Origin of the sequence: Bacillus mycoides, assembly GCF_000832605.1 — a bacterium.
In the GTDB taxonomy this organism is placed as follows: domain Bacteria; phylum Bacillota; class Bacilli; order Bacillales; family Bacillaceae_G; genus Bacillus_A; species Bacillus_A mycoides.
Map to the genome: position 1 here is coordinate 3,367,347 of NZ_CP009692.1, position 20,239 is coordinate 3,387,585.

Sequence of the window (20,239 nt, forward strand, 5' to 3'; positions counted from 1 at the left end):
TTATGGTGCATGATAGGTTTGATTTATTCAGAATTTATTTTAAAAAATACAAGTAGGTGTGCATAATCCGTGTTCTCTATAATAAAAAAATGGTTCTGGTATGATTGGATATTTGTGGCCATACGAACGCTTTGGATGGTCATTATCATAAGCGCTAGTTTTATCAAACCGTCATTAATCGATGCGTCTTTTTGGGTCTTATTTTCTTTTGCTTTCGTCGTTTATCTCGTTCCATTAATCGCCTGGTGTAGAAATGCAGATTGGTATCTTGCAGTCGACGTCATGGCAGCGGGGGGTTTTCATCTTTATTTAGCCTATACAGCACCGGAGTTACTTTGGTCTTTCGTTTTACTTGTGATGAATATCGGCTTGGCCAGCAATCGAAGAACCTATGTATGGACAGGTATCCTCTGTGGAATCATATTGCCGGCATTGAACGGTTGGATCGCTGGTCGTCTCCCGTATGAATTTATCGTTAGCAACGGTTTTGGATTCGCCATCGGCTTCACGTTTAATATATTAATTCAGTCCCATAAGCAAGCCCTAATTATTCATGAGCAAAAGCTATTGCTGGAGCAGCATATTGAGCGGATTGAGGAACTTACGCTGATGGAGGAGCGCAGCCGGCTGTCACATGAGCTGCATGACACGATTGGCCATACGCTTACCTCACTCATCGTCGGCGTCGAATCGCTGCGATCGTCCGTACCGAATTCACAGATAGAGAGGATCGATTCGCTTGTCGGAATCGCCCAACACGGTCTGGTTGATATCCGAAAACATCTGCATCAGCTCTCTCATACTCCATTGAACCATTCGTTAAGTGAATCTCTACGGCAATTTACCGAAGATTTTATGAAGTCAACAGGTATAATGGTCAAATTCCGTGTGATCGGTAGCGAGACTCTCGTAATGCAAAAAATAAACTTTTGTCTATATCGTTGCCTTCAAGAGTCTCTGAACAACGCGGTTCGGCGAGCTTGATATCCGTTCAGTTGTATTTCGAGAGTCAGCAGCTCAGGTTACAGATCGAAGATAACGGCATCGGAATGGAAGAAATCCAATTTGGATTTGAACTTAATGGGATGAAGGAACGACTTAAGCTATTTCACGGCACGGTGTCCGTGCATTCCGAGCCAGAACAAGGAACTTTCGTCATATGTAATATTCCGTTGCAGACAGAGCCTGCACATGATACAATCCGCCTGCTGCTCGTTAACGACCAGGTGATCATTACCGACAGTTTGAAGCAAATTTTGGATCAGCATACTGATTTTAACGTAGTTGGTACAGCCAGGGACGGTGGCGAAGCATTAGAACATTGTGAGCGGTCCCAACCGGATATCGTGCTAATGGATATTAGTATGCAGGGAATGAGCGGGATTGAAACTTTACTTGAGATGAAACAACGATGGCCTGATATGAAGGTTGTGTTCATGACAACGTTTGAGGATTCCTTGCAGGCAGCAACTGCATTGGAGCACGGGGCGGAGGGCTACATGCTGAAGTCGATTCATCCGCGAGAGATGAAGGAAGCCTTGAAACTAATTTATAACGGAGGAATCTGGATCGATCAATCGGTCGCTACGCGAATTTTCGAAGAGATGAAAAGTCAACGCGAGCAATTGGAGAAGATCGGTTCAAGTCAGGAAAACTTCCCGTACGGGCTTACGAAACGTGAAATGGAGATTCTGGAGCATCTGTCAGGTGGACTGCGTTATAAGTCGATCGCCGCCAAATTATTTTTATCGGAGGGAACGATCCGCAATTATTGCTCGACTCTCTACTCGAAGCTCAGCGTCAACAACCGCGAAGAAGCAATAAAAAGGGCCCGAAAGGAAAATATTGTGTAGATGGTACTCAAGATATAATCATTTTTCCGTATTCGGGGCACGGCAACGATTACTATTTTTTGGGCCACTCATTATTTTAAGTAACAGAATTAGAGTTCCGTTAACTTTTGGAATGAATTTAACAAAATTTGTTTACAGAACACCTGTAAATATTGCTGGAAAATAAGTGGACGGAATACATTTAAAGAAAATCTTCTTGAAAACTTCAAATTTAATTACCTTAAAGTCATTGTTTTATCATACCTTTCAAAGTTTTTTACAAGTGGTCCGAAAAAGAACGAATCGTTGTTATCCCCCATGCCCATCAACCCCCAAAAAAACAAATACTCTAAAACGAGAAAATTGGCATCTCCAGGTGAAAATATACATTTTTTGTTTTGGGGCAACAAGTTTCATTAGCTTGATGGGCATATTGGTGGAACCCCGAAATGGACATTTGAATAGATAATGCCTTCCTTAAAATAACCTTAATTAAAACATGGTTTTGATAATATATGGAAAATAAATGGTACAATTTTCTGGTATAACCTAAATAAAATTTATTTTAGAAAAGGGGTAGAAGGGAAATGTTCCAGAAGTTCAAGTTTTATTTAATGAGCATTTTAATTAGTTCAATGTTAGGTGGAATTATTATAGGTGCTAATTTCTTGGTCCATAACATATATAATTTAGTTGCAGGTAAAGAATATCATTTTAATATGTGGTCTTCTATTATTATATTTAGTGTTGTATTTATTTCGGGTTTCTCGTACGCGTTGAAGAAGGGGCCAGATATATTTGTTAATGATTAAACCAATAGCAATTATTGTAGGCGCTGCCGTGATCTGGGTGGCGTCTTGTTTGTTGTTAAGGAAAGATAACAAAACTAAATTTCCTTAAAATGAAAAAAAACGCTATTCTTTCTGTAGAATCATAGGAAAGGATGGCGTTTTTTTATGTCTGTTTCTGTGTCTGACGAATTACAACTATTTGCTCAAGAGATTCAAAGTTTTTTATCTCCAAATGCCTTACGGGATCTTGCTAGAGATGTTGGTTTTGTACAACGAACCAGTAAGTACCAAGCAAAAGATTTAGTAGCTTTATGTGTATGGGTGAGCCAAAATGTAGCTATGACTTCTTTAACTCAGTTATCTAGCCGTTTAGAAGCATCAACAGAAGTACTCATCAGTCCTGAGGGACTGAATCAACGGTTTAATAAGTCGGCCGTCCTACTCTTACAACAGCTACTAGCCGAACTACTAAGCAAAAAATTGGCCGCATCTATGCCGATTTCTTCTCCATACACTTCTGTTTTCAAGCGTATTCGTATTTTAGATTCAACTGCATTTCAACTCCCGGATGTATTTTCATCGGTTTATCCAGGTGCAGGAGGATGTAGCCATACTGCTGGGATAAAAATTCAACTTGAGTATGATTTGTTAAGCGGACAGTTCCTACATATTCATACAGGTCCAGGTAAACAACATGATCGTACTTACGGCTCTCTGTGTGCCCCAACTGTGACGGCAAATGATTTATGTATCCGAGATTTAGGTTATTTTCATTTAAAAGACCTTCAATATATACAAGATAAAGAGGCCTACTATATCTCTCGTATCAAGTCGAATACACGTATGTATCAAAAAAATCCTAACCCTGATTATTTTCAAGATGGAAGAATTAAGAAAGGTACAGAGTATATACAGTTAGATATGGAGATGTTACTGAACTCTCTTCAACCAGGACAAACATGTGAAATAGCTGATGCTTATGTAGGAATGATTGATAAAGTGCCAGCTCGTGTAATTGTTCATCGATTAACAAAACAACAGCAACAAAAACGATTACAAGATCAAGCTGTAAGAGAAAAAAAGAAAGGAATGAAGTATTCTTCTCGTAGTAAACGACTCAGTGGTATCAATGTATATATGACAAACACCCCTACAGATATTGTCCCGATGGGACAGGTACATGACTGGTATTCTTTGCGTTGGCAAATCGAAATTTTATTTAAAACGTGGAAGTCATTCTTTCAAATTCATCATTGTAAAAAGATAAAACCAGAACGATTGGAGTGCCATTTATATGGTCAGTTGATTGCCATTCTACTCTGTTCTTCTATCATGTTTCAAATGCGCCAATTGCTCCTCATGAAGAAAAAACGAGAGCTTAGTGAGTATAAAGCCATATATATGATTAAAGACTATTTTCTTCTTCTATTCCAAACTATACAAAAAAACACCCAAGAGCTATCAAAGGTGTTACTTCGTCTGTTCAATCTCCTACAGCAAAACGGGCGGAAATCTCATCGATATGAGAAAAAAACGGTCTTTGATATATTAGGTGTCGTTTACAATTCCATGTCTGATAATCAAGCCGCTTAATTCAAAAAAGTGAAACCCATTAGGGTTTATTTCGTATGCAAATCTTTCAATCACCTACACTTGCCCCTTAGAAAAAAGAAACAATCTCGCCTAAAATTGACTTTGCATAAGCTTAGCTTGATAGCGATGTGGTGATACCCCTAAAAGTAAATTATATAACAGATATAAGATATATATAAGAAATAGAGTCCCTTATTATTAGGACTCTATTTTTATGATTGCTCATGTATTCTTTCATGAGATTCACACTTCCATTAGCAATTGTTTAAGTTTTTAGGAAGCCTGTTTTTTATAAGAACGAATTTTTTTATAGCGACCATGTTTTACAACATGACGAACGTCTAATTCTTTATAACCCTTATTTTGGATAGTTTCTGAAACATCTACGATAATTGTGTTAGTTAAAATATTTACTACATAACCATTTAATTTTAAAGAAGGATTCTTGCGATTTGAAAATTGTACATAGTCACCAATTTTTATTGTTGGAACTGAAATCCTAATTCATCAACTTTACGATTTATACCAGTAGTTTTCATTTTTATTCTTCCTTAAATAATCCAATCAATGCTTTTTTGCTGTGGTTTAAAATTCAACTTAACAGTGGATTATACATTACGGAATAGATAATTACCTTAAAATCACAATCTCGGCGACTATCAATATACAACCCCCTTTTTTATATAAATCCCAAATAAAACAAAACCACTCACGAGGCACAGCGAGTGGTTTTGCTCTTTACGTAAAGAAATTAATTATATCTCGCAACTTATACATCAATGAAAAGCAATGATAGCTTAACAAACTTCAAAATTGAATTTACTAGTGTTTTTTCACGAGAACGGGAAATCTTATAATTAAGTTCTTATATTTTCCAATAACTATTTCCCCTCATCTCTTCGGTCTCGAATCTTTTGTAAATAATCAAATATACAACTACATATCATTATAAACAACACTGCTCAAATAATCCAAACCCATAATTTCTTTAATCAGATAGAAAGCTAGGGGAAGTACATTTAAATTTTATGCAATTGTAAGTAATTGCAGTAATTCATTGTACGTTGAAAAAGCAACGCTTACAAAAGAACCTTTAATAGTCTAAAATAATTTTTATCGAACATTAATTTCACCATTCGTTTGAATTACATATTTATACCAATGAAACGAATCTTTTTTGTATCGTTTCATGGATCCATTACCTTCATTATCACGATCCACATAAATCATCCCATAGCGTTTTTTCATTTCGCCTGTAGTAAATGAGACAATATCTATAATTCCCCAAGGTGTATAACCAATTAAATCGACACCATCGTAGGTTACTGCTTTTTCTAATGCTTCAATATGTGATTTTAAATATTCTATTCTTTTCTGGTCATGGATTGCCCCATCTTTTTCTAGAATATCCGCATCTCCAAATCCATTCTCTACGATAAATAATGGAATTTGATATCTGTCATACAATCGATTTAATGCATATCTTAATCCAGTTGGATCAATTGCCCATCCCCAATCAGTAGATTTAATATATGGATTTTCCACACTTTTAGCTAAACCACCGTTTACAATATCTTTTGCACTACTAATTTCCACATCATTTTTTACTGTCGTGGACATATAATAACTAAATCCTAGGTAATCTACTGTACCATTTTTTAATGTCTCTTCATCACCTTCTTCGAAATTAATAACGTACCCTTCCCTTTCAAATTCTTTCAACGCATATTTAGGATAGTAACCACGAATTTGAACATCAGGGAAGAAGTATTTTAGTCTTAGTGATTCTTCGGCTAGCATAACATCTTCCGGGTTTGATGAATAAGGGTAAATAGGTATATACGAAATCATTGCCCCAATTTGGAAATCAGAATTAATTTCTTTTCCTTTTGCTACAGCTAATGCACTTGCAATTAATTCATGATGTCCTACTTGATACATTACTTCTTTAGCATTTTCTCCTTCTTTTACAACCACTCCTGAGTTTGTCCATAAAAATAGAGGGTTATTTACATCCATTTGGTTATTGATTTCATTAAAAGTCATCCAGTATTTCACTTTATTTTTATATCGTTTAAAACAAACTTCAGCAAATTTTACAAAGAAGTCTATTACTTTTCGGTTTCTAAATCCACCATATTCTTTGGCTAGATGCAATGGCATTTCAAAATGAGATAATGTGATGATAGGCTCAATACCATATTTAAGTAATTCATCAAATACATTATCATAGAATTGTAGTCCTTCTTCGTTAGGCTCTGTTTCATCACCATTTGGAAAGATTCTGCTCCATCCGATAGAAGTTCTTAAACACTTTAATCCCATTTCACCAAATAAAGCGATATCTTCTTTATATCTATGATAAAAATCAATTGCTTCATGGTTAGGATAAAACGTATTAGGTTCAACTGTATCTGTTATTTGTCTTGGCACTCCATGTTCACCTGCAGTTAGTACATCAACTACACTAGGTCCTTTATTCCCTTGATTCCATCCACCTTCGAATTGGTGGGCAGCTAAAGCACCACCCCATAAGAATTTCTTTGGCATTGTTTTCATTGTTTATTCCTCCTTATTTTACTACTGTAAATAATTTCTGATATAGTTTGGTTTCAGAAATATCTTCTACAATAATTTCTTTATAAGTATTCGAATTTGTTATGATAATAGGTGTAATTGTTTTTAACCCATGTGTTTGAATTAATTCTTTATCAAATTCAATTAATAAATCCCCTTTTTTGATTTTTCTACCATCTTCTACATGTATAGTGAAAGGCTTTCCAGCTAATTTAACTGTATCTAAACCAATATGTACAAGCAATTCAATATCAGATTCTGAGCGTAACCCAATCGCATGTTTGGTAGGTGCAATCATGACAACTGCTCCATCAAATGGGGCATATAATTTATGATCTGACGGATCTACAGCTAAACCTGTCCCCATAGCACCTGAGCTAAATACTTCATCAGGTACTTTTGAAAGTGTGATAACATTACCACTAAATGGAGCACCGATTGTTTCTTCATTATTCTGTTGGATATTTGTCTCGCGTTCTTGTTTTGCTGTTAAGTTTTCACCTTCTATTTTTTCTGCTGTATCTTCACCGAATCCAAATATTTGAACTAAAATGATAGGTAAAATAATCGCAACCCCAGAACCTAATAAAATTCCCCAGATAGACATTGGGTAGTCAGCATTTATACCATTTACAATCGTTAATGGACCTGGTAACCCCGCATAGGCAAAGTAGTATGGATTAAAAAAGCTAGCTGTAATTGCACCTATAGCGCCTGAAATACATCCGAATATAAATGGCTTTTTAAATCTTAAATTCACGCCATAAATAGATGGTTCTGTAATACCAAAAAGTCCAGTAATACCCGCTGAAACTCCAACTTTGCGCACTTCTTGACTTTTCCCTTTTAAAACAACACCCAGTACGGCACCAACTTGTGCAACCACTGCAATTGTTTGATAGGCTTGGAATGAATCTCTACCATACAAATCAAAATTTGCTAACACCATAGGAGTAGTCCCCCAATGAATACCGAAAATAACTATTACTTGCCAGAACCCTCCTATAATAGCTCCAGCTAATGCGGGTACATTTTCCGCTAAGAAATTATAACCATTTGCAATTCCTGTTGCTCCCATTGTTGTAAGAGGTCCAATCAGCAACAATGTAAGCGGAACCATTATTACCATACATAAAAGCGGTACAAATAACGGCCTAATTACCTCATTGATTCGCTTATTTAAAAATCTTTCAAGATAGGACAAAGTCCACACTAAAAATAGTGGTGGTAACACTGAAGATGTATACACTGTTTCAGTTAAGGAAATACCTAAAAAAGTAATACAATTTGCGCCGCCATTTCTGTCCATAAGGGACTTACTAATGCAGCACAACACGCCACTGCTATGTACATGTTTGTTTTAAAGTGCTTTGATGCTGTAATTGCGATAAAAATCGGTAAAAAAGTAAATGGCGCCCAAGAAATAAAGTTTAGAACTTGATAAGTTCCAGTTTCTACAAAGTTATCAGAGAGTAATTTTATTAATATTAGTAAACCTTGTAAAATGCCAGCTGCGGCTAAAATATAAACAAATGGGGCAAAAACCGCTGAAATGGTTGCGATTATACGGTTTAACACTATTCTTTTTTCTGCTTTTGTTTCACTAGGAATATCGGTGTTTATTAAACCTGCAAATTCTTCATAGACTTCTCCTACATGTTACCCAATAATAACTTGAAATTGCCCACCATTTTCTACAGCCGCAATAATCCCGGGTAAACTTGCAACTTTTTCTTTGGCTTTTGGATTAGATCTCTTAAGTACCAACCTAAGCCTTGTAGCACATCGTGTAGCATTAATAACATTCGTTTCTCCGCCGACAGCTTCTAAAATATCCTTTGCAAGTTTAGGATAATCTCTAATTTTTTTTGACAATCTAACTCCCTATCTTTTTTTATTTGTGGATTTTTGATACAAAAAGAATCCTTATCATAAGGGAGTACGGCAACAAAACGCGAATTTCGTATATTATCAAGACCTAAATTAATAAATGCTTAAAATTAAAAGGCCTACACATATTAGATATTACTAATATGTGTAGGCCAGCATTGTTTTGTCTATGTTCTCTTTATAGTAACTAGTCCCTCTTGATTTTTTTCGTGATCCCATTCCACTTAAATTTCGAATGTTACTTCTTCAAAGAACAAAGGGAATCTTCTACGAATGGATTTCTACATAGGAAGATTGTAAGCTTCATTGATATTCACCCAAACAGCTTTTCCTTCTGGTTAATCTTTTAGTAAATCCCCCTTAAAGTCTTTTGTAAAATAGTTAAATATCATATATCGGTCTTTGACGATCGGATTAACATATTCATAAAGTCCTTTATAAACAAGGTTGCTAACTTCAAGATCAGTTTCCTCTTTAACTTCTCTAATGGCACTATCAACAATACTTTCCGGAAATTCCAAAACTCATTACTAAAAACACAGTATCATACGGAACATTAAACACCGTTTATGGATTGTAGTGCTAGTCCATTTATTATTTCCAAACCCATTTAGAATGATCAATAAATGGGGGCAGATTATGTTGATATTTCGTATAAATAATATCATTACATTAATTTTCTTTCGGAAGTACAATTCTTTTATACAATTGAACTGTAATAAAATAGTAAATCGAGTAAATCACTACGAAAATAATAATTGGTACCCAAATACGATTGTACGGATCAGGCAAAAGAACTCTGAACATGTTCATACCAACTAATACGTGAACAATACCCACAATTGCTGGGACTAAGAATACAAAGAATAACTCCTTATAAATTGATTGTGCTAATAACTCTCGGCGAACACCGATTTTACGAAGCATTTGATAACGTGTACTATCTTTGGATGCACCGGATAGAATTTTAAACATTAAGCAGCTTGCCATCATTGCTAAAAATGCAACTCCAACGAAAAAACCCATAAACATTAGTCCGCTGGCAAAATCATGACTCACAATATACGCTTGATACTTACTATCCAATTCTTCCGCTTTCACATTTTTATATTTTGATATCTGTAATTCATCAAGTTTTTTCCATTCTTTTATGTATGATCCAAAATCATCTGTTTTCCCCATAAACACAGTACTTTCTTTACCCTTCAACCCATCGTATATGTTTTGATCTACAATTTTCATTTCATAATCAGGATATAAATAATTTGGCTGGATCGTTCTGAAAGCCTGGATCCATTGTTTTGTGTCGGTCTCTCCTTTAACCCATTTTATTGAAAATGCACCAATGGGTAATCCCTCTGAAACTTTTTCTGTTTTCATACCTTGCAAGAAAGGGCGATTTTTTTCTAAATCTTCTTTAAGATAATAAACATACCTATCATCAACTTTGTAATGATATTCAAGTTTTTCTTGAAATAAGATACCACCCAAAATTTTCTTTTCTTCCGCTGTTGGATTATGAATGACTGAATCGTAAATTCGCATTTGATCTGTCATTTTTAGGATGTTGTTTTTAAATGCCATACCACAAGCAATTCCACCAGCACCAAGAGCTACTAAGATTGCTACTGTTGCAAGCACATTTGTTAGGCCATTAATGCGGAAATTTAATTGTGCAAAAGTAAAAGCATTGAGGCCTTTTTCACTACGTTTTTTATTACTCTTTAACTTGTTAATCATAACTGGGAGAAGTGATCCAAATAACATGTAAGTACCAACGGTTGCTGTGATTAATCCAACGGCCATTAATCCCAGACCAATTAGCGGGTTTGCATATTTCATATAGATTAGTGATGCATAACCAATACCCAATAAAATCACACCAAGGATTGCAACTACAACTGTCATTTTTCCTTTTATGGCGACACGTTCTGTTTGTGTATCTGCATGTACAAGTTGTAATACAGAAAAACGCGCTAGCTTAATACTACTTATACTTGCTGATAGTACAAATAATGCAAAGAAAAAGATGCAAGTAACCGTCATAGATGGCATGTAAAATGCTTGATAACCACTAATAGGAAGTCCTAATTGTTTCATTAGTAACTGACCGATACCTTCTGCGAGCCCTACACCAACTGTAATTCCAATCACAAGAGATGCGGCACCTAATATAATTGTTTCGATAAACATAAGTAAGGTAACTTTATTCTTTTTTGCTCCTAACATCATATACATACCAAATTCTTTTTGGCGAAGAGATGATAAGAAAGAGTTTGCATATAAAATATAAAAAAATGTGATAAACGCTAACAAAAAGGACCCAATTTTAAATACAGACACAATATCCCTAATAGAAGAGTTAGATTCAAGGAACGCCTTATTGAGTGCTAATGTTTGAAACATATAAAAAGTTGAAATAGAGACAATAAGACCAACAAGTAAGACAATGTAATCTTGCAACTTACTTTTTAGGCCTGACATGGAAAGCTTAAATAACATGATTGAACTTCCTTCCTTACGCTTTTTGTGTACCTAAGTTTGCAAGCACGTCTAAAATTTCTTTATAGAACTCTTCACGTGTACCACCGCAATAAATTTCTTTATATAGCTCACCATCTTGAATGAATAAAATACGCTGACAGTAACTTGCACTATATGGATCATGAGTAACCATCATAATAGATACCCCTTGCTCTTTATTTAAGTTTGTCATCGCATCCAGTAAACTCGTTGCATTTTTAGAATCAAGAGCTCCAGTTGGCTCGTCCCCTAAAATAATTGCTGGTTCATGAACTAACGCACGTGCTGCTGCTGAACGTTGCTTCTGTCCACCAGATACTTCAGATGGATACTTTTGAAGTATTGCTGAAATGCCTAACATATCAGCTACCTTTTCTACTTTTGATCCGATATTTCGTGATGAAACACCTTGAAGGGAAAGTGGAAGAGCGATGTTTTCGTAAATAGATAAATTCTCCAATAAGTTAAGGTCTTGGAAAATGAATCCTAACATTTGTGAACGGAAATCGGAAAGCTCACCTTGTTTCATTTTCGTAATATCTATTCCTGCAATTTCAACAACGCCGCCCGTTGCTTTATCTAACGTTGAAATTACATTTAATAATGTCGTTTTACCAGAACCAGAAGGTCCCATAATTCCGACAAACTCACCCTCTTGAATTGAGAATGAAACACCTTTTAACGCGTGTGAGTGATTCTCACCTTTTTTACCGTACACTTTTTGGACGTTTTTCACATCTACAACTGGTTTTGTCATATATATCCTCCTACGTTTGTTTTTTCATTTCTTTAAAATAAGCTGCTATTCTTATTTGCTTTTAATAAAATTTTCATGTTGCATCCACCTTAAAGCTAAAATGAAAACTTTCTTCTTTATCTACTTCACTCACCTCATCGCTTTCAATATATACATGATAAACTATGAAAATTAGAAAACACCCCGTAAAAACCTTAAGAATTCTTAAGATTTTATAAAAAAAAAGCTTATGGAACCTTTCATTCCATAAGCCATTCTATATGATCGGATGTTCAACAATAAAGGACATCCAGCCGTCTTTATACTCTGCATGTATATTACCATGATGAAGTTCAACAATTCTTTTTGAGATAGCAAGTCCTAGACCATTTCCCTGGTCATCTTTTCTTGCCTTATCTCCCCTGAAAAACCTTTCAAACAATTTATTTGGATCGCTAACAGGTGGCTTCTCGACTTTATTTGATACTTTTAAAATTGCTTTGTTACCTATTAGTTCAAGACTTATTGATAATTCGGATGGTTTCATGCTGTACTTTATCGCATTCATAAACAGGTTTTCATAAACACTTACCATTTTTTCTACATCCATGAAAATAGGTATTGTTTCTTCCGTTATTGATTTTTGAACGATTAAACCTTCCTTTTCAAATATAGGTATGTATTCTCCAACTATTTGCTCCAACAAACCTGATAAATCAACTTCATTAAGGTTTAACTTAGCATCGAGGTCTGATAAACGGGTATATTCAAACAGTTCATCAATTAGATATTTCAGTCTCTGTGATTTTAAATAAGTGGTTTCGAGGTATTCCTGTAATTGTGTTTTACTGTCGTATTGCCCTCTTTTTAATAAATCTACATATCCGATAATAGATGTCAACGGTGTGCGTAAGTCATGAGATACGTTGGTAATGAGTTCATTTTTTGTACGTTCTAATCGTCTTTCCTGTTCAAATGTATTCTCCAATTCCTTGGACATATAATTAATATTTTGAGCAAGTTGGGTCAATTCGTCCCTACTTTCTATTCTGATTGTTAAACCAAGTTTTCCATTAGCAATATGGTGAACGCTCTCGGTAATAAGTTTCAAATATAATAATTTTTTCCGCACCATTAACAAAAATACTGCAATAAAGATAAAGATTATGATTGAAAACAAAATTAGCGTATAAATATAACCTGTAACTAGAGTAACTTCGGGCAGATAATTTTTTACGGATAGATGATAAAGCAATTTACTGAAGAGAAATATCGCACCAAGTGAAACAAAAAAACTAATTGCTACCGCAATAAGAAGTTTTGCAACTAACTTATTTCTAAGTTTAAACATCCTCATATTTTATATCCTACTCCCCATACTGTTTTAATGTAGATGGGATGTTTGGAATCTTCTTCTATTTTATCTCTAATTCTTGTAATGTGTACCATTACATTATTATCCGATTTGTAAAAATTCTCCTTCCAAACAGCTTCATATATTTTTTCAATGCTTAAGACCATCCCTTTGTTACGAGCAAGAAGTTCAAGTATATCGAATTCTTTAGGAGTAAGCCTGGTTTCCTTTCCCCTTACCCATACTTGACGTGCATCTGTATTCAAGGTCAAATTACCAATTTCAATAATATTTTTATTCTTGTTCGTTTCAGTATTATATTTTGTATATCTTCTTAATTGAGATTTTACTCTAGCAATTAATTCTAATGGGTTAAACGGTTTTGACAAATAATCATCGGCACCAGAAGTAAGCCCCTGAATTTTATCCATATCTTCGGATTTTGCAGAAAGCATGATAATGGGAATAGTTCGTTCTTCCCTAATCTTCATACATGCTTTAATTCCATCCATGTTAGGCATCATAATATCCAAAATAATGAGATCAAACTCTTTTTCTTCCAACTGTTTTAAGGCCTCAATAGCATCTTCAACCTTTTGAGTTTGCAAACCTTCATTTTCCAAATAAATAGAAATAAGATTTCTGATTTCTTTATCATCATCAACAATAAGAATTTTAGCTTCCATATTTTTCTCCCTTATTTTTTGGTGTTGAACAGCTAAAAACAAAAGCAGGTGGTACGTTTCTAGGCTCCCATTTCTCATCTATTGTATCAAAAAACTGATTAAGGAACTTCTTTTTAAATTTTGTATATTGAAAAGTAATAAATACCCCATCTTTCTTTAAAATTTTTGTGGTAGTTAATAAAATTTCATCTGAAACATTTTGGGGCAAACTAGCAAAAGGAAGACCAGAAACAATATAGTCTGCATAAGGAATAGAGAAGTTTTTTAGATACTCGTCGATATTTTCCGCAGACCCCCATACAATGAATAAATTTTTCTCTTTTTTAAATTTTTCTTTCAACATTAAATAAAACTCTCTATTATTTTCCACTAGCATAAGAGTGGTATTCGAATTTCGTTTTTTAAGTAATTTCTCAGTGAATACACCCGTACCTGGCCCATATTCAATAATATATTTAGCGTTCTCAAAATTAATGTTTTCCATCATTTTTTCTGCGAGAAACTTTGAACTTGGAAGTACTGCACCAACGTTTCTTGGATTAGTTATACATTGAGATAAAAAAGACAAATGCTTCATATTTAGTCACTCCAATAGATTAACTTTACAACCATAGTTTAAAATCCAAACATGAAGAAACTGGAGTGAAAATCCTTAAGAATCCTTAAGATTTAAAAAAACTGTTAAAATTTCTCGGCTTCAACAGAAAAAATGCAGGAGTTTACACTCCTACGTTTTTTTACTCATATCGTAAACATTCAATTGGATCAAGTTTTGCAGCTTTGTTAGCTGGTAGTAAACCAAATGCAATACCGATTAGCATTGAAATGCCTACTGCAAGAAGTCCAAGTTCTGTTGAGACAACGAGAGGCCATCCGGCAAAGATTGAGACGATCCAAGCGAAGAAAATACCGAGCATGAATCCGATGAAACCACCTAGTCCAGTCAAAATACAAGATTCAATTAAGAATTGTGTTAATACTTTACCGCGTGTTGCACCAAGTGCTTTACGAATACCGATCTCACGTGTACGTTCTGTTACGGATACAAGCATAATATTCATTACACCGATACCACCAACAAGTAAGGAGATAGCAGCGATACCACCGAATACCATTTTCATCATACCGATTGATTCGTCTAATTGCTTCGTAAATTCACCCATATCTTGAGCTTTAAATTTATGCTCAAATTTAGGAGCTTTCATCTCGTTCAAAATAGAAACAGCTTGTTTTTCTACACTTTTACGTTCTGTTGGTGAAGTTAGTGTTAATTTTACAGAGTCATACTCAGTTACTCCTGAAATGACAGGAGCATTTTCAAGTGATGTATAACCTGCTGACATAGCCATTCCGGAATCATTTTTTGCTTCATAAACACCGACTACTTTATACGGTTTTCCTTTTATGTCTGTATATAGATTTGGTTCCCAACCATTAAATAATTTGTTGAAAGTTTCTTCATTTAAAATAACTGCAGAGATTGCTTGTTTTAGTTCACTATCGTTTAATTCCCGACCGTGAACTAATTTTATTTTCGCATCTGTCATAAAGGCGACTGTTCCACCTTTTAGATTAAGAGAGACATCTTTTGAACCAGAAGATGCTTTTACTTTCATACTCACATCTGGATCAACATCTTTAACGCCTGGCACAGTTTGAAGACGTTTGAGCATATCAGTTGTGATTTTGGCACTATCTGTTCCATAATCGGGGTTGTTATAGTAAATGGTTACTTCCGTATCTTTTCCTTGCCCTAATTCTTTTTTAAACTTTGCGTTTGTACCATCACCCATTGAAATGATGGTAATGATGGCGCTAATACTGATAATAATTCCTAGCATCGTTAAGATAGAACGCATTTTATGAGCAAAGATAGAGGAAAGGGCCATGCGTATATTTTCACTCGTGTTCAAAATTAACCTCTCCAATCTTGGACGATATTTCCGTCACGAATTACAATTTGGCGGGCAGCCGCTTCACCGATTTCACGATCGTGGGTAATCATAATGATTGTTGAGCCTTGCTTGTTTAATTTATAAAAGAGGTCCATAATTTGTGTACTTGTTTTCGTATCAAGTGCACCTGTCGGTTCATCGGCTAAAATAAATTTCGGGTTATTTACGATTGCACGAGCAACCGCAACACGCTGTTTTTGTCCACCTGATAATTCATTTGGCAGGTGAGTAGCACGATCAGCTAAACTTACTTTTGTTAAAGCAGCTAATGAGCGCTCACGTCTTTCTTTTTTATCGACTCCAGCGTAAATAAGAGGTAATTCAATATTTTGTAGTGCTGTAAGTCTTGGTAGTAACATGAAGTTTTGGAATACGAATCCGATTTCTTTATTACGAACATGTGCAAGTTCTGTTTCAGACATGTTTGAAATATTTTGACCAGCTAGTTCGTACGTACCTGTCGTTGGTTTATCTAAGCAACCGATAATGTTCATTAATGTTGATTTACCAGAACCAGACGGTCCCATAATAGAAGTGAATTCTCCTTGGTTCAGAGTTACGTCAATTCCGTGTAATATTTGAACGGCTTCTGCACCATTTTGGAAGGATTTCGTGATGCCTTTTAAATTAATCATTCAACGACAACCTCCATACCATCTTTTAAGTCTTTTTCAGGTTTAGAGATAATTTGTTCTCCTTTTTTCACTCCAGAAACTTTTGCTTCGCTATCTGTCTCGAATTCAACAGTAATCGCTTGTTCTTTCGCTTTACTGTCTTTTACAACGAAGACAACATTTTTGTCACCTTTTTTCACGATGCTGCTTTTCGGAACAATCGTACCAGTTGCTTCGCCAGATTTACTCGTTACGTATACATGGAAGCCGTTTTGTAATTCTTCACTATTATCTAATGTGACAGTGAATTGATAATTAGAAACAGTTTTATTTTCGTCCATACTCTTTAATGGTGTAGAACCGATTTCTGTTACTTTTCCTATCCAATTCTTACCAGTGACAGTTTTTGATGAGACAGTTACTTCTTGCCCAACTTTCATGCTAGCAAGTTCATGTTCAGAAAGTTGACCTTTTACTTTAAATGGACCAGCGTGACGAAGTGTAATGCCACTCATACCTGTTTTTTCATCAGCAGTTTTTACGATATCATCAATTACACCATCAGCAGGACTCGTTACAGAAAGTGTGTTTACTTTCTCTTTTGCTTCTGTAATCATTTCATCAGATTTTTCAACTTCAAATTTTTTCATTTCAAGTTGTGATTCTAATTGTTGCACTTCGATTTCCGATGCTTTTAATGCTTCCTGAGGAAGACCAGCATTTTTATCTTTTTGTAATTTTTGTTTCGCTGCATCAAATTGTTTTTGATACAATGTTACTTCTTTTTGTGCGATTTTCTTTTGCATTTCTGCTTCCGTTACACCTTGTTTAGCAGTAGGGGCATTATATTTAAACAGAAGCTGACCTTTTTTCACTTCATCGCCTTTTTTAACAGCTGATTCATACGTACCTTTTGTTGGATCGAATGAAATTGTTTCAATTCCATTTGGAATAACTTCACCGCCAAATTTTTGTGCATTTTCAATTTGTTTTTCTATAACTTTATAACCGCTATATTCCATTGCTACTTCCGAACCGCCGCCAGCAAATGCAAAATATGATCCAGCAGCAATTCCAATTGCTACTACACTAGTAATTAACACTTTATTTTTCTTCTTCATCTATTTATCACCTTTTCAATGAGATTGTCACTATGTATCCACCTGAAAGCTACAAAGAAAATTTTCTTTTTTAATTTCTTCACTCTCCTCATCGCTTTCAATACATACATGATAAACTATGAAAATTAGGAAACACCCCGTAAAATTCTTAAGAATTCTTAAGTTTTATAAAAAAAGCTTATGGAACCTATAATTCCATAAGCCATTCTATTTAATTGGATGTTCAACAATAAAGGACATCCAGTCGTCTTTATATTCTGCATGTATATTACCATTATGAAGCTCAACGATTCTTTTTGAGATAGCAAGCCCCAGACCATTTCCCTGGTCATCTTTTCTTGCCTTGTCCCCCCTGAAAAACCTTTCAAACAATTTATTTGGATCGCTAACAGGCGGTTTCTCGACTGTATTTGACACTTTCAAAATTGCTTTGTTATCCATTAATTCAAGACATACGGATAATTCGGATGGTTTTATGCTGTACTTTATCGCATTCATAAAGAGATTTTCATATACACGTACCATTTTTTCTACATCTATGAAGATAGGTATTGTTTCTTGTGTGATTGATTTTTGAACGATTAAGCTTTCCTTTTCAAATATAGGAATGTATTCTCCAACTATTTGCTCCAACAAACTTGATAAATCAACTTCATTAAGATTTAACTTAGCATCTATGCCTGATAAACGAGTATATTCAAACAACTCATCAATTAAATATTTCAGTCTCTGTGACTTTGAATACGTGGTTTCAAGGTATTCCTGTAATTGTGTTTTACTGTTGTATTGCCCTCTTTTTAATAAATCTATATAGCCAATAATAGATGTTAACGGTGTGCGTAAATCATGAGATACATTGGTTATAAGTTCATTTTTTGTACGTTCTAATCGTCTTTCCTGTTCAAATGTATTTTCCAATTTCTTGGACATATAGTTGATATTTTGAGCAAGTTGGGTTAATTCGTCCTTCCCGTTAATCCCAATAGTCAAACCCAGTTTTCCATTGGCAATATCATTCACATTATCAGAAATGAGCTTCAAATATACTATTTTCTTTCGAACCAATATCAAAAAAATTACTATAAAGTTAAAGATTGCGAACGTGAATAAGAACAACATTGCGAATCTGAATTCAAACATGCCAAAATCTTCGTGTTTTATAAATAATGGATCTATGACGTATACCAAAATGAGGATTGTTAAACCAAATGAAACAAAAAAACTAACTGCAACAGCACCAAGAAGTTTTATAATGATCCTATTTCTAAAACTAACATTCTTCATATTTTATACCCAATTCCCCAAACAGTTTTAATATAAATGGGATGTTTAGAATCCTCTTCAATTTTGTCTCTTATTTTTGTAATATGCACCATGACGGTATTATCTGATTTATAAAAAACCTCTTTCCAAACTGCTTCATATATTTTTGCAACACTCAGGACAATCCCTTTGTTACGGGCAAGTAGTTCGAGAATATCAAACTCTTTTGGAGTTAGCCTTGTTTCCTTTCCCCTTACCCATACTTGACGTGTATCTGTATTCACGGTTAAATCACCAATTTCTAGGATGCTTTTATTATGATTTATTGACGTATTGTATTTTTTAAACCTTCTTAATTGGGATTTTACCCTAGCGATTAATTCCAATGGATTAAACGGTTTTGTTAAATAATCGTCTGCACCAGAGGCTAGACCCTGAATTTTGTCTATATCCTCAGATTTTGCAGATAGCATAATGATAGGCATATTGCGGTCTTCCCTAATCTTCATACACGCTTCAATACCATCCATATTAGGCATCATAATATCTAAAATAATAAGATCAAACTCCTTTTCTTCTAACAGTTGTAAAGCTTCAATAGCATCTTCAGCCTTTTGAGTTTTCAGACCTTCATTTTCCAAATAAACAGAGATAAGATTTCTAATCTCTTTATCATCATCAACAATAAGAATTTTTGACTCCATATTATTCCTCCACATTTTTTCTAATATTGAACAATTAAAGACATTTGCAGGTGAGACATGTCTATCGTCTCTTTATTGTTAACTTGCAAACGGAAAACAAGAAATAACATAATGAATATAGTGATATCAATCCCCTAATATATTGTTCAATATATACTGCTAAGCCATATTACAATTCATAAGATTCCTTCTTCTTATAATTAATTTCCCTTTTAATACACGTGTGCTTGGCCCATATTTGACAATGTAATTTACTTTCTTCAAATCAATTCCTTCAATCATTTTATCTCCAATAAACCTTAAACTTGGAAGGGCTGCACCAACTGATTTTTGGCTCATTATATACAGAAATAAGAAAGTGAATTGTATTCATACTTAATCACCCCACTGGTAAGAATTCATACTCATACTCTAGAATCCAACCCTTAAGAAAAAGGGGCAAAAGTTCTTAAGAATTCTTAATCTTTCTACAGCAGTTTGTCTTAAAAATATATAGTCACTCTTGAAATGTCTACTATTAGCTTCTCATTGTAATAATATTTATTAATAACACCTAAAAAATAAAGTAAAGTATTAGATTCAACTTCCAATAATCCAAGA

The 20,239-nt window shown here is 34.6% G+C and carries 15 protein-coding genes and 3 pseudogenes; 3 read left to right on the forward strand and 15 right to left on the reverse strand.

Annotation, left to right across the window (positions count from 1 at the left end; translation table 11 throughout):
* Positions 1 to 69 precede the first annotated feature (69 nt).
* The 3 genes and pseudogenes from BG05_RS19185 (at position 70) to BG05_RS19195 (ending at position 4,216) form a co-directional block, all read left to right on the forward strand.
* A pseudogene (locus BG05_RS19185) lies at positions 70 to 1,853 on the forward strand (response regulator).
* A 566-nt stretch (positions 1,854 to 2,419) separates the two neighbouring features.
* Entirely contained in the window at positions 2,420 to 2,644 is a 225-nt protein-coding gene (locus BG05_RS19190) for a hypothetical protein (RefSeq protein WP_000486589.1), read from the forward strand.
* A 144-nt stretch (positions 2,645 to 2,788) separates the two neighbouring features.
* Positions 2,789 to 4,216, forward strand: coding sequence for an IS4 family transposase (locus BG05_RS19195; RefSeq protein ID WP_041868004.1), 1,428 nt, complete (start codon positions 2,789 to 2,791; stop codon positions 4,214 to 4,216).
* Positions 4,217 to 4,489: 273 nt separating this feature from the next.
* Here the strand turns inward: BG05_RS19195 and BG05_RS29885 are convergent, their stop codons facing one another.
* The 15 genes and pseudogenes from BG05_RS29885 to BG05_RS19265 form a co-directional block, all read right to left on the reverse strand.
* Positions 4,490 to 4,720: a DUF2187 family protein gene (locus BG05_RS29885; protein ID WP_087944776.1), complete on the reverse strand. Its 231-nt coding sequence runs from the start codon at positions 4,718 to 4,720 to the stop codon at positions 4,490 to 4,492.
* Between the two features lie 609 nt (positions 4,721 to 5,329).
* Complete coding sequence (gene bglA / locus BG05_RS19200) at positions 5,330 to 6,775, reverse strand: 6-phospho-beta-glucosidase BglA (protein WP_003193231.1); 1,446 nt, start codon at positions 6,773 to 6,775, stop codon at positions 5,330 to 5,332.
* A 13-nt stretch (positions 6,776 to 6,788) separates the two neighbouring features.
* A pseudogene (locus tag BG05_RS19205) lies at positions 6,789 to 8,668 on the reverse strand (beta-glucoside-specific PTS transporter subunit IIABC).
* A gap of 239 nt (positions 8,669 to 8,907) precedes the next feature.
* A pseudogene (locus BG05_RS31640) lies at positions 8,908 to 9,204 on the reverse strand (NUDIX domain-containing protein); the annotation flags it as partial.
* A gap of 151 nt (positions 9,205 to 9,355) precedes the next feature.
* Positions 9,356 to 11,185 carry an FtsX-like permease family protein gene (locus BG05_RS19215; protein WP_033734469.1) on the reverse strand — a complete coding sequence of 610 codons (1,830 nt, stop codon included), beginning with the start codon at positions 11,183 to 11,185 and terminating at the stop codon, positions 9,356 to 9,358.
* Between the two features lie 16 nt (positions 11,186 to 11,201).
* Positions 11,202 to 11,963, reverse strand: coding sequence for an ABC transporter ATP-binding protein (locus BG05_RS19220; RefSeq protein ID WP_003193219.1), 762 nt, complete (start codon positions 11,961 to 11,963; stop codon positions 11,202 to 11,204).
* Between the two features lie 256 nt (positions 11,964 to 12,219).
* A complete protein-coding gene (locus BG05_RS19225) occupies positions 12,220 to 13,299 on the reverse strand; it encodes a HAMP domain-containing sensor histidine kinase (protein ID WP_033734466.1) in 1,080 nt (359 codons plus the stop codon).
* Positions 13,296 to 13,982, reverse strand: a complete 687-nt coding sequence (locus tag BG05_RS19230; protein WP_016126979.1) for a response regulator transcription factor — start codon at positions 13,980 to 13,982, stop codon at positions 13,296 to 13,298. The genes BG05_RS19225 and BG05_RS19230 overlap by 4 nt, the downstream gene beginning before the upstream one ends.
* Entirely contained in the window at positions 13,972 to 14,559 is a 588-nt protein-coding gene (locus BG05_RS19235) for a class I SAM-dependent methyltransferase (RefSeq protein ID WP_003193211.1), read from the reverse strand. Before BG05_RS19235 ends, BG05_RS19230 begins: the two co-directional genes overlap by 11 nt.
* 160 nt (positions 14,560 to 14,719) lie before the next feature.
* Positions 14,720 to 15,871, reverse strand: a complete 1,152-nt coding sequence (locus BG05_RS19240; protein ID WP_003193210.1) for an ABC transporter permease — start codon at positions 15,869 to 15,871, stop codon at positions 14,720 to 14,722.
* A gap of 26 nt (positions 15,872 to 15,897) precedes the next feature.
* Positions 15,898 to 16,572, reverse strand: a complete 675-nt coding sequence (locus tag BG05_RS19245) for an ABC transporter ATP-binding protein (RefSeq protein ID WP_033729614.1) — start codon at positions 16,570 to 16,572, stop codon at positions 15,898 to 15,900.
* The gene (locus BG05_RS19250; protein WP_003193206.1) at positions 16,569 to 17,672 is read right to left on the reverse strand and encodes an efflux RND transporter periplasmic adaptor subunit; all 1,104 of its coding nucleotides are present in this window, start codon (positions 17,670 to 17,672) and stop codon (positions 16,569 to 16,571) included. The genes BG05_RS19245 and BG05_RS19250 overlap by 4 nt, the downstream gene beginning before the upstream one ends.
* A 207-nt stretch (positions 17,673 to 17,879) precedes the next feature.
* Positions 17,880 to 18,956 carry a sensor histidine kinase gene (locus tag BG05_RS19255; protein WP_033729616.1) on the reverse strand — a complete coding sequence of 359 codons (1,077 nt, stop codon included), beginning with the start codon at positions 18,954 to 18,956 and terminating at the stop codon, positions 17,880 to 17,882.
* Positions 18,953 to 19,639, reverse strand: a complete 687-nt coding sequence (locus tag BG05_RS19260) for a response regulator transcription factor (protein WP_002147746.1) — start codon at positions 19,637 to 19,639, stop codon at positions 18,953 to 18,955. Before BG05_RS19260 ends, BG05_RS19255 begins: the two co-directional genes overlap by 4 nt.
* A gap of 159 nt (positions 19,640 to 19,798) precedes the next feature.
* On the reverse strand, positions 19,799 to 19,978 hold the full coding sequence (locus tag BG05_RS19265) for a hypothetical protein (protein ID WP_003193198.1): 180 nt from the start codon (positions 19,976 to 19,978) through the stop codon (positions 19,799 to 19,801).
* Between the last annotated feature and the right edge of the window lie 261 nt (positions 19,979 to 20,239).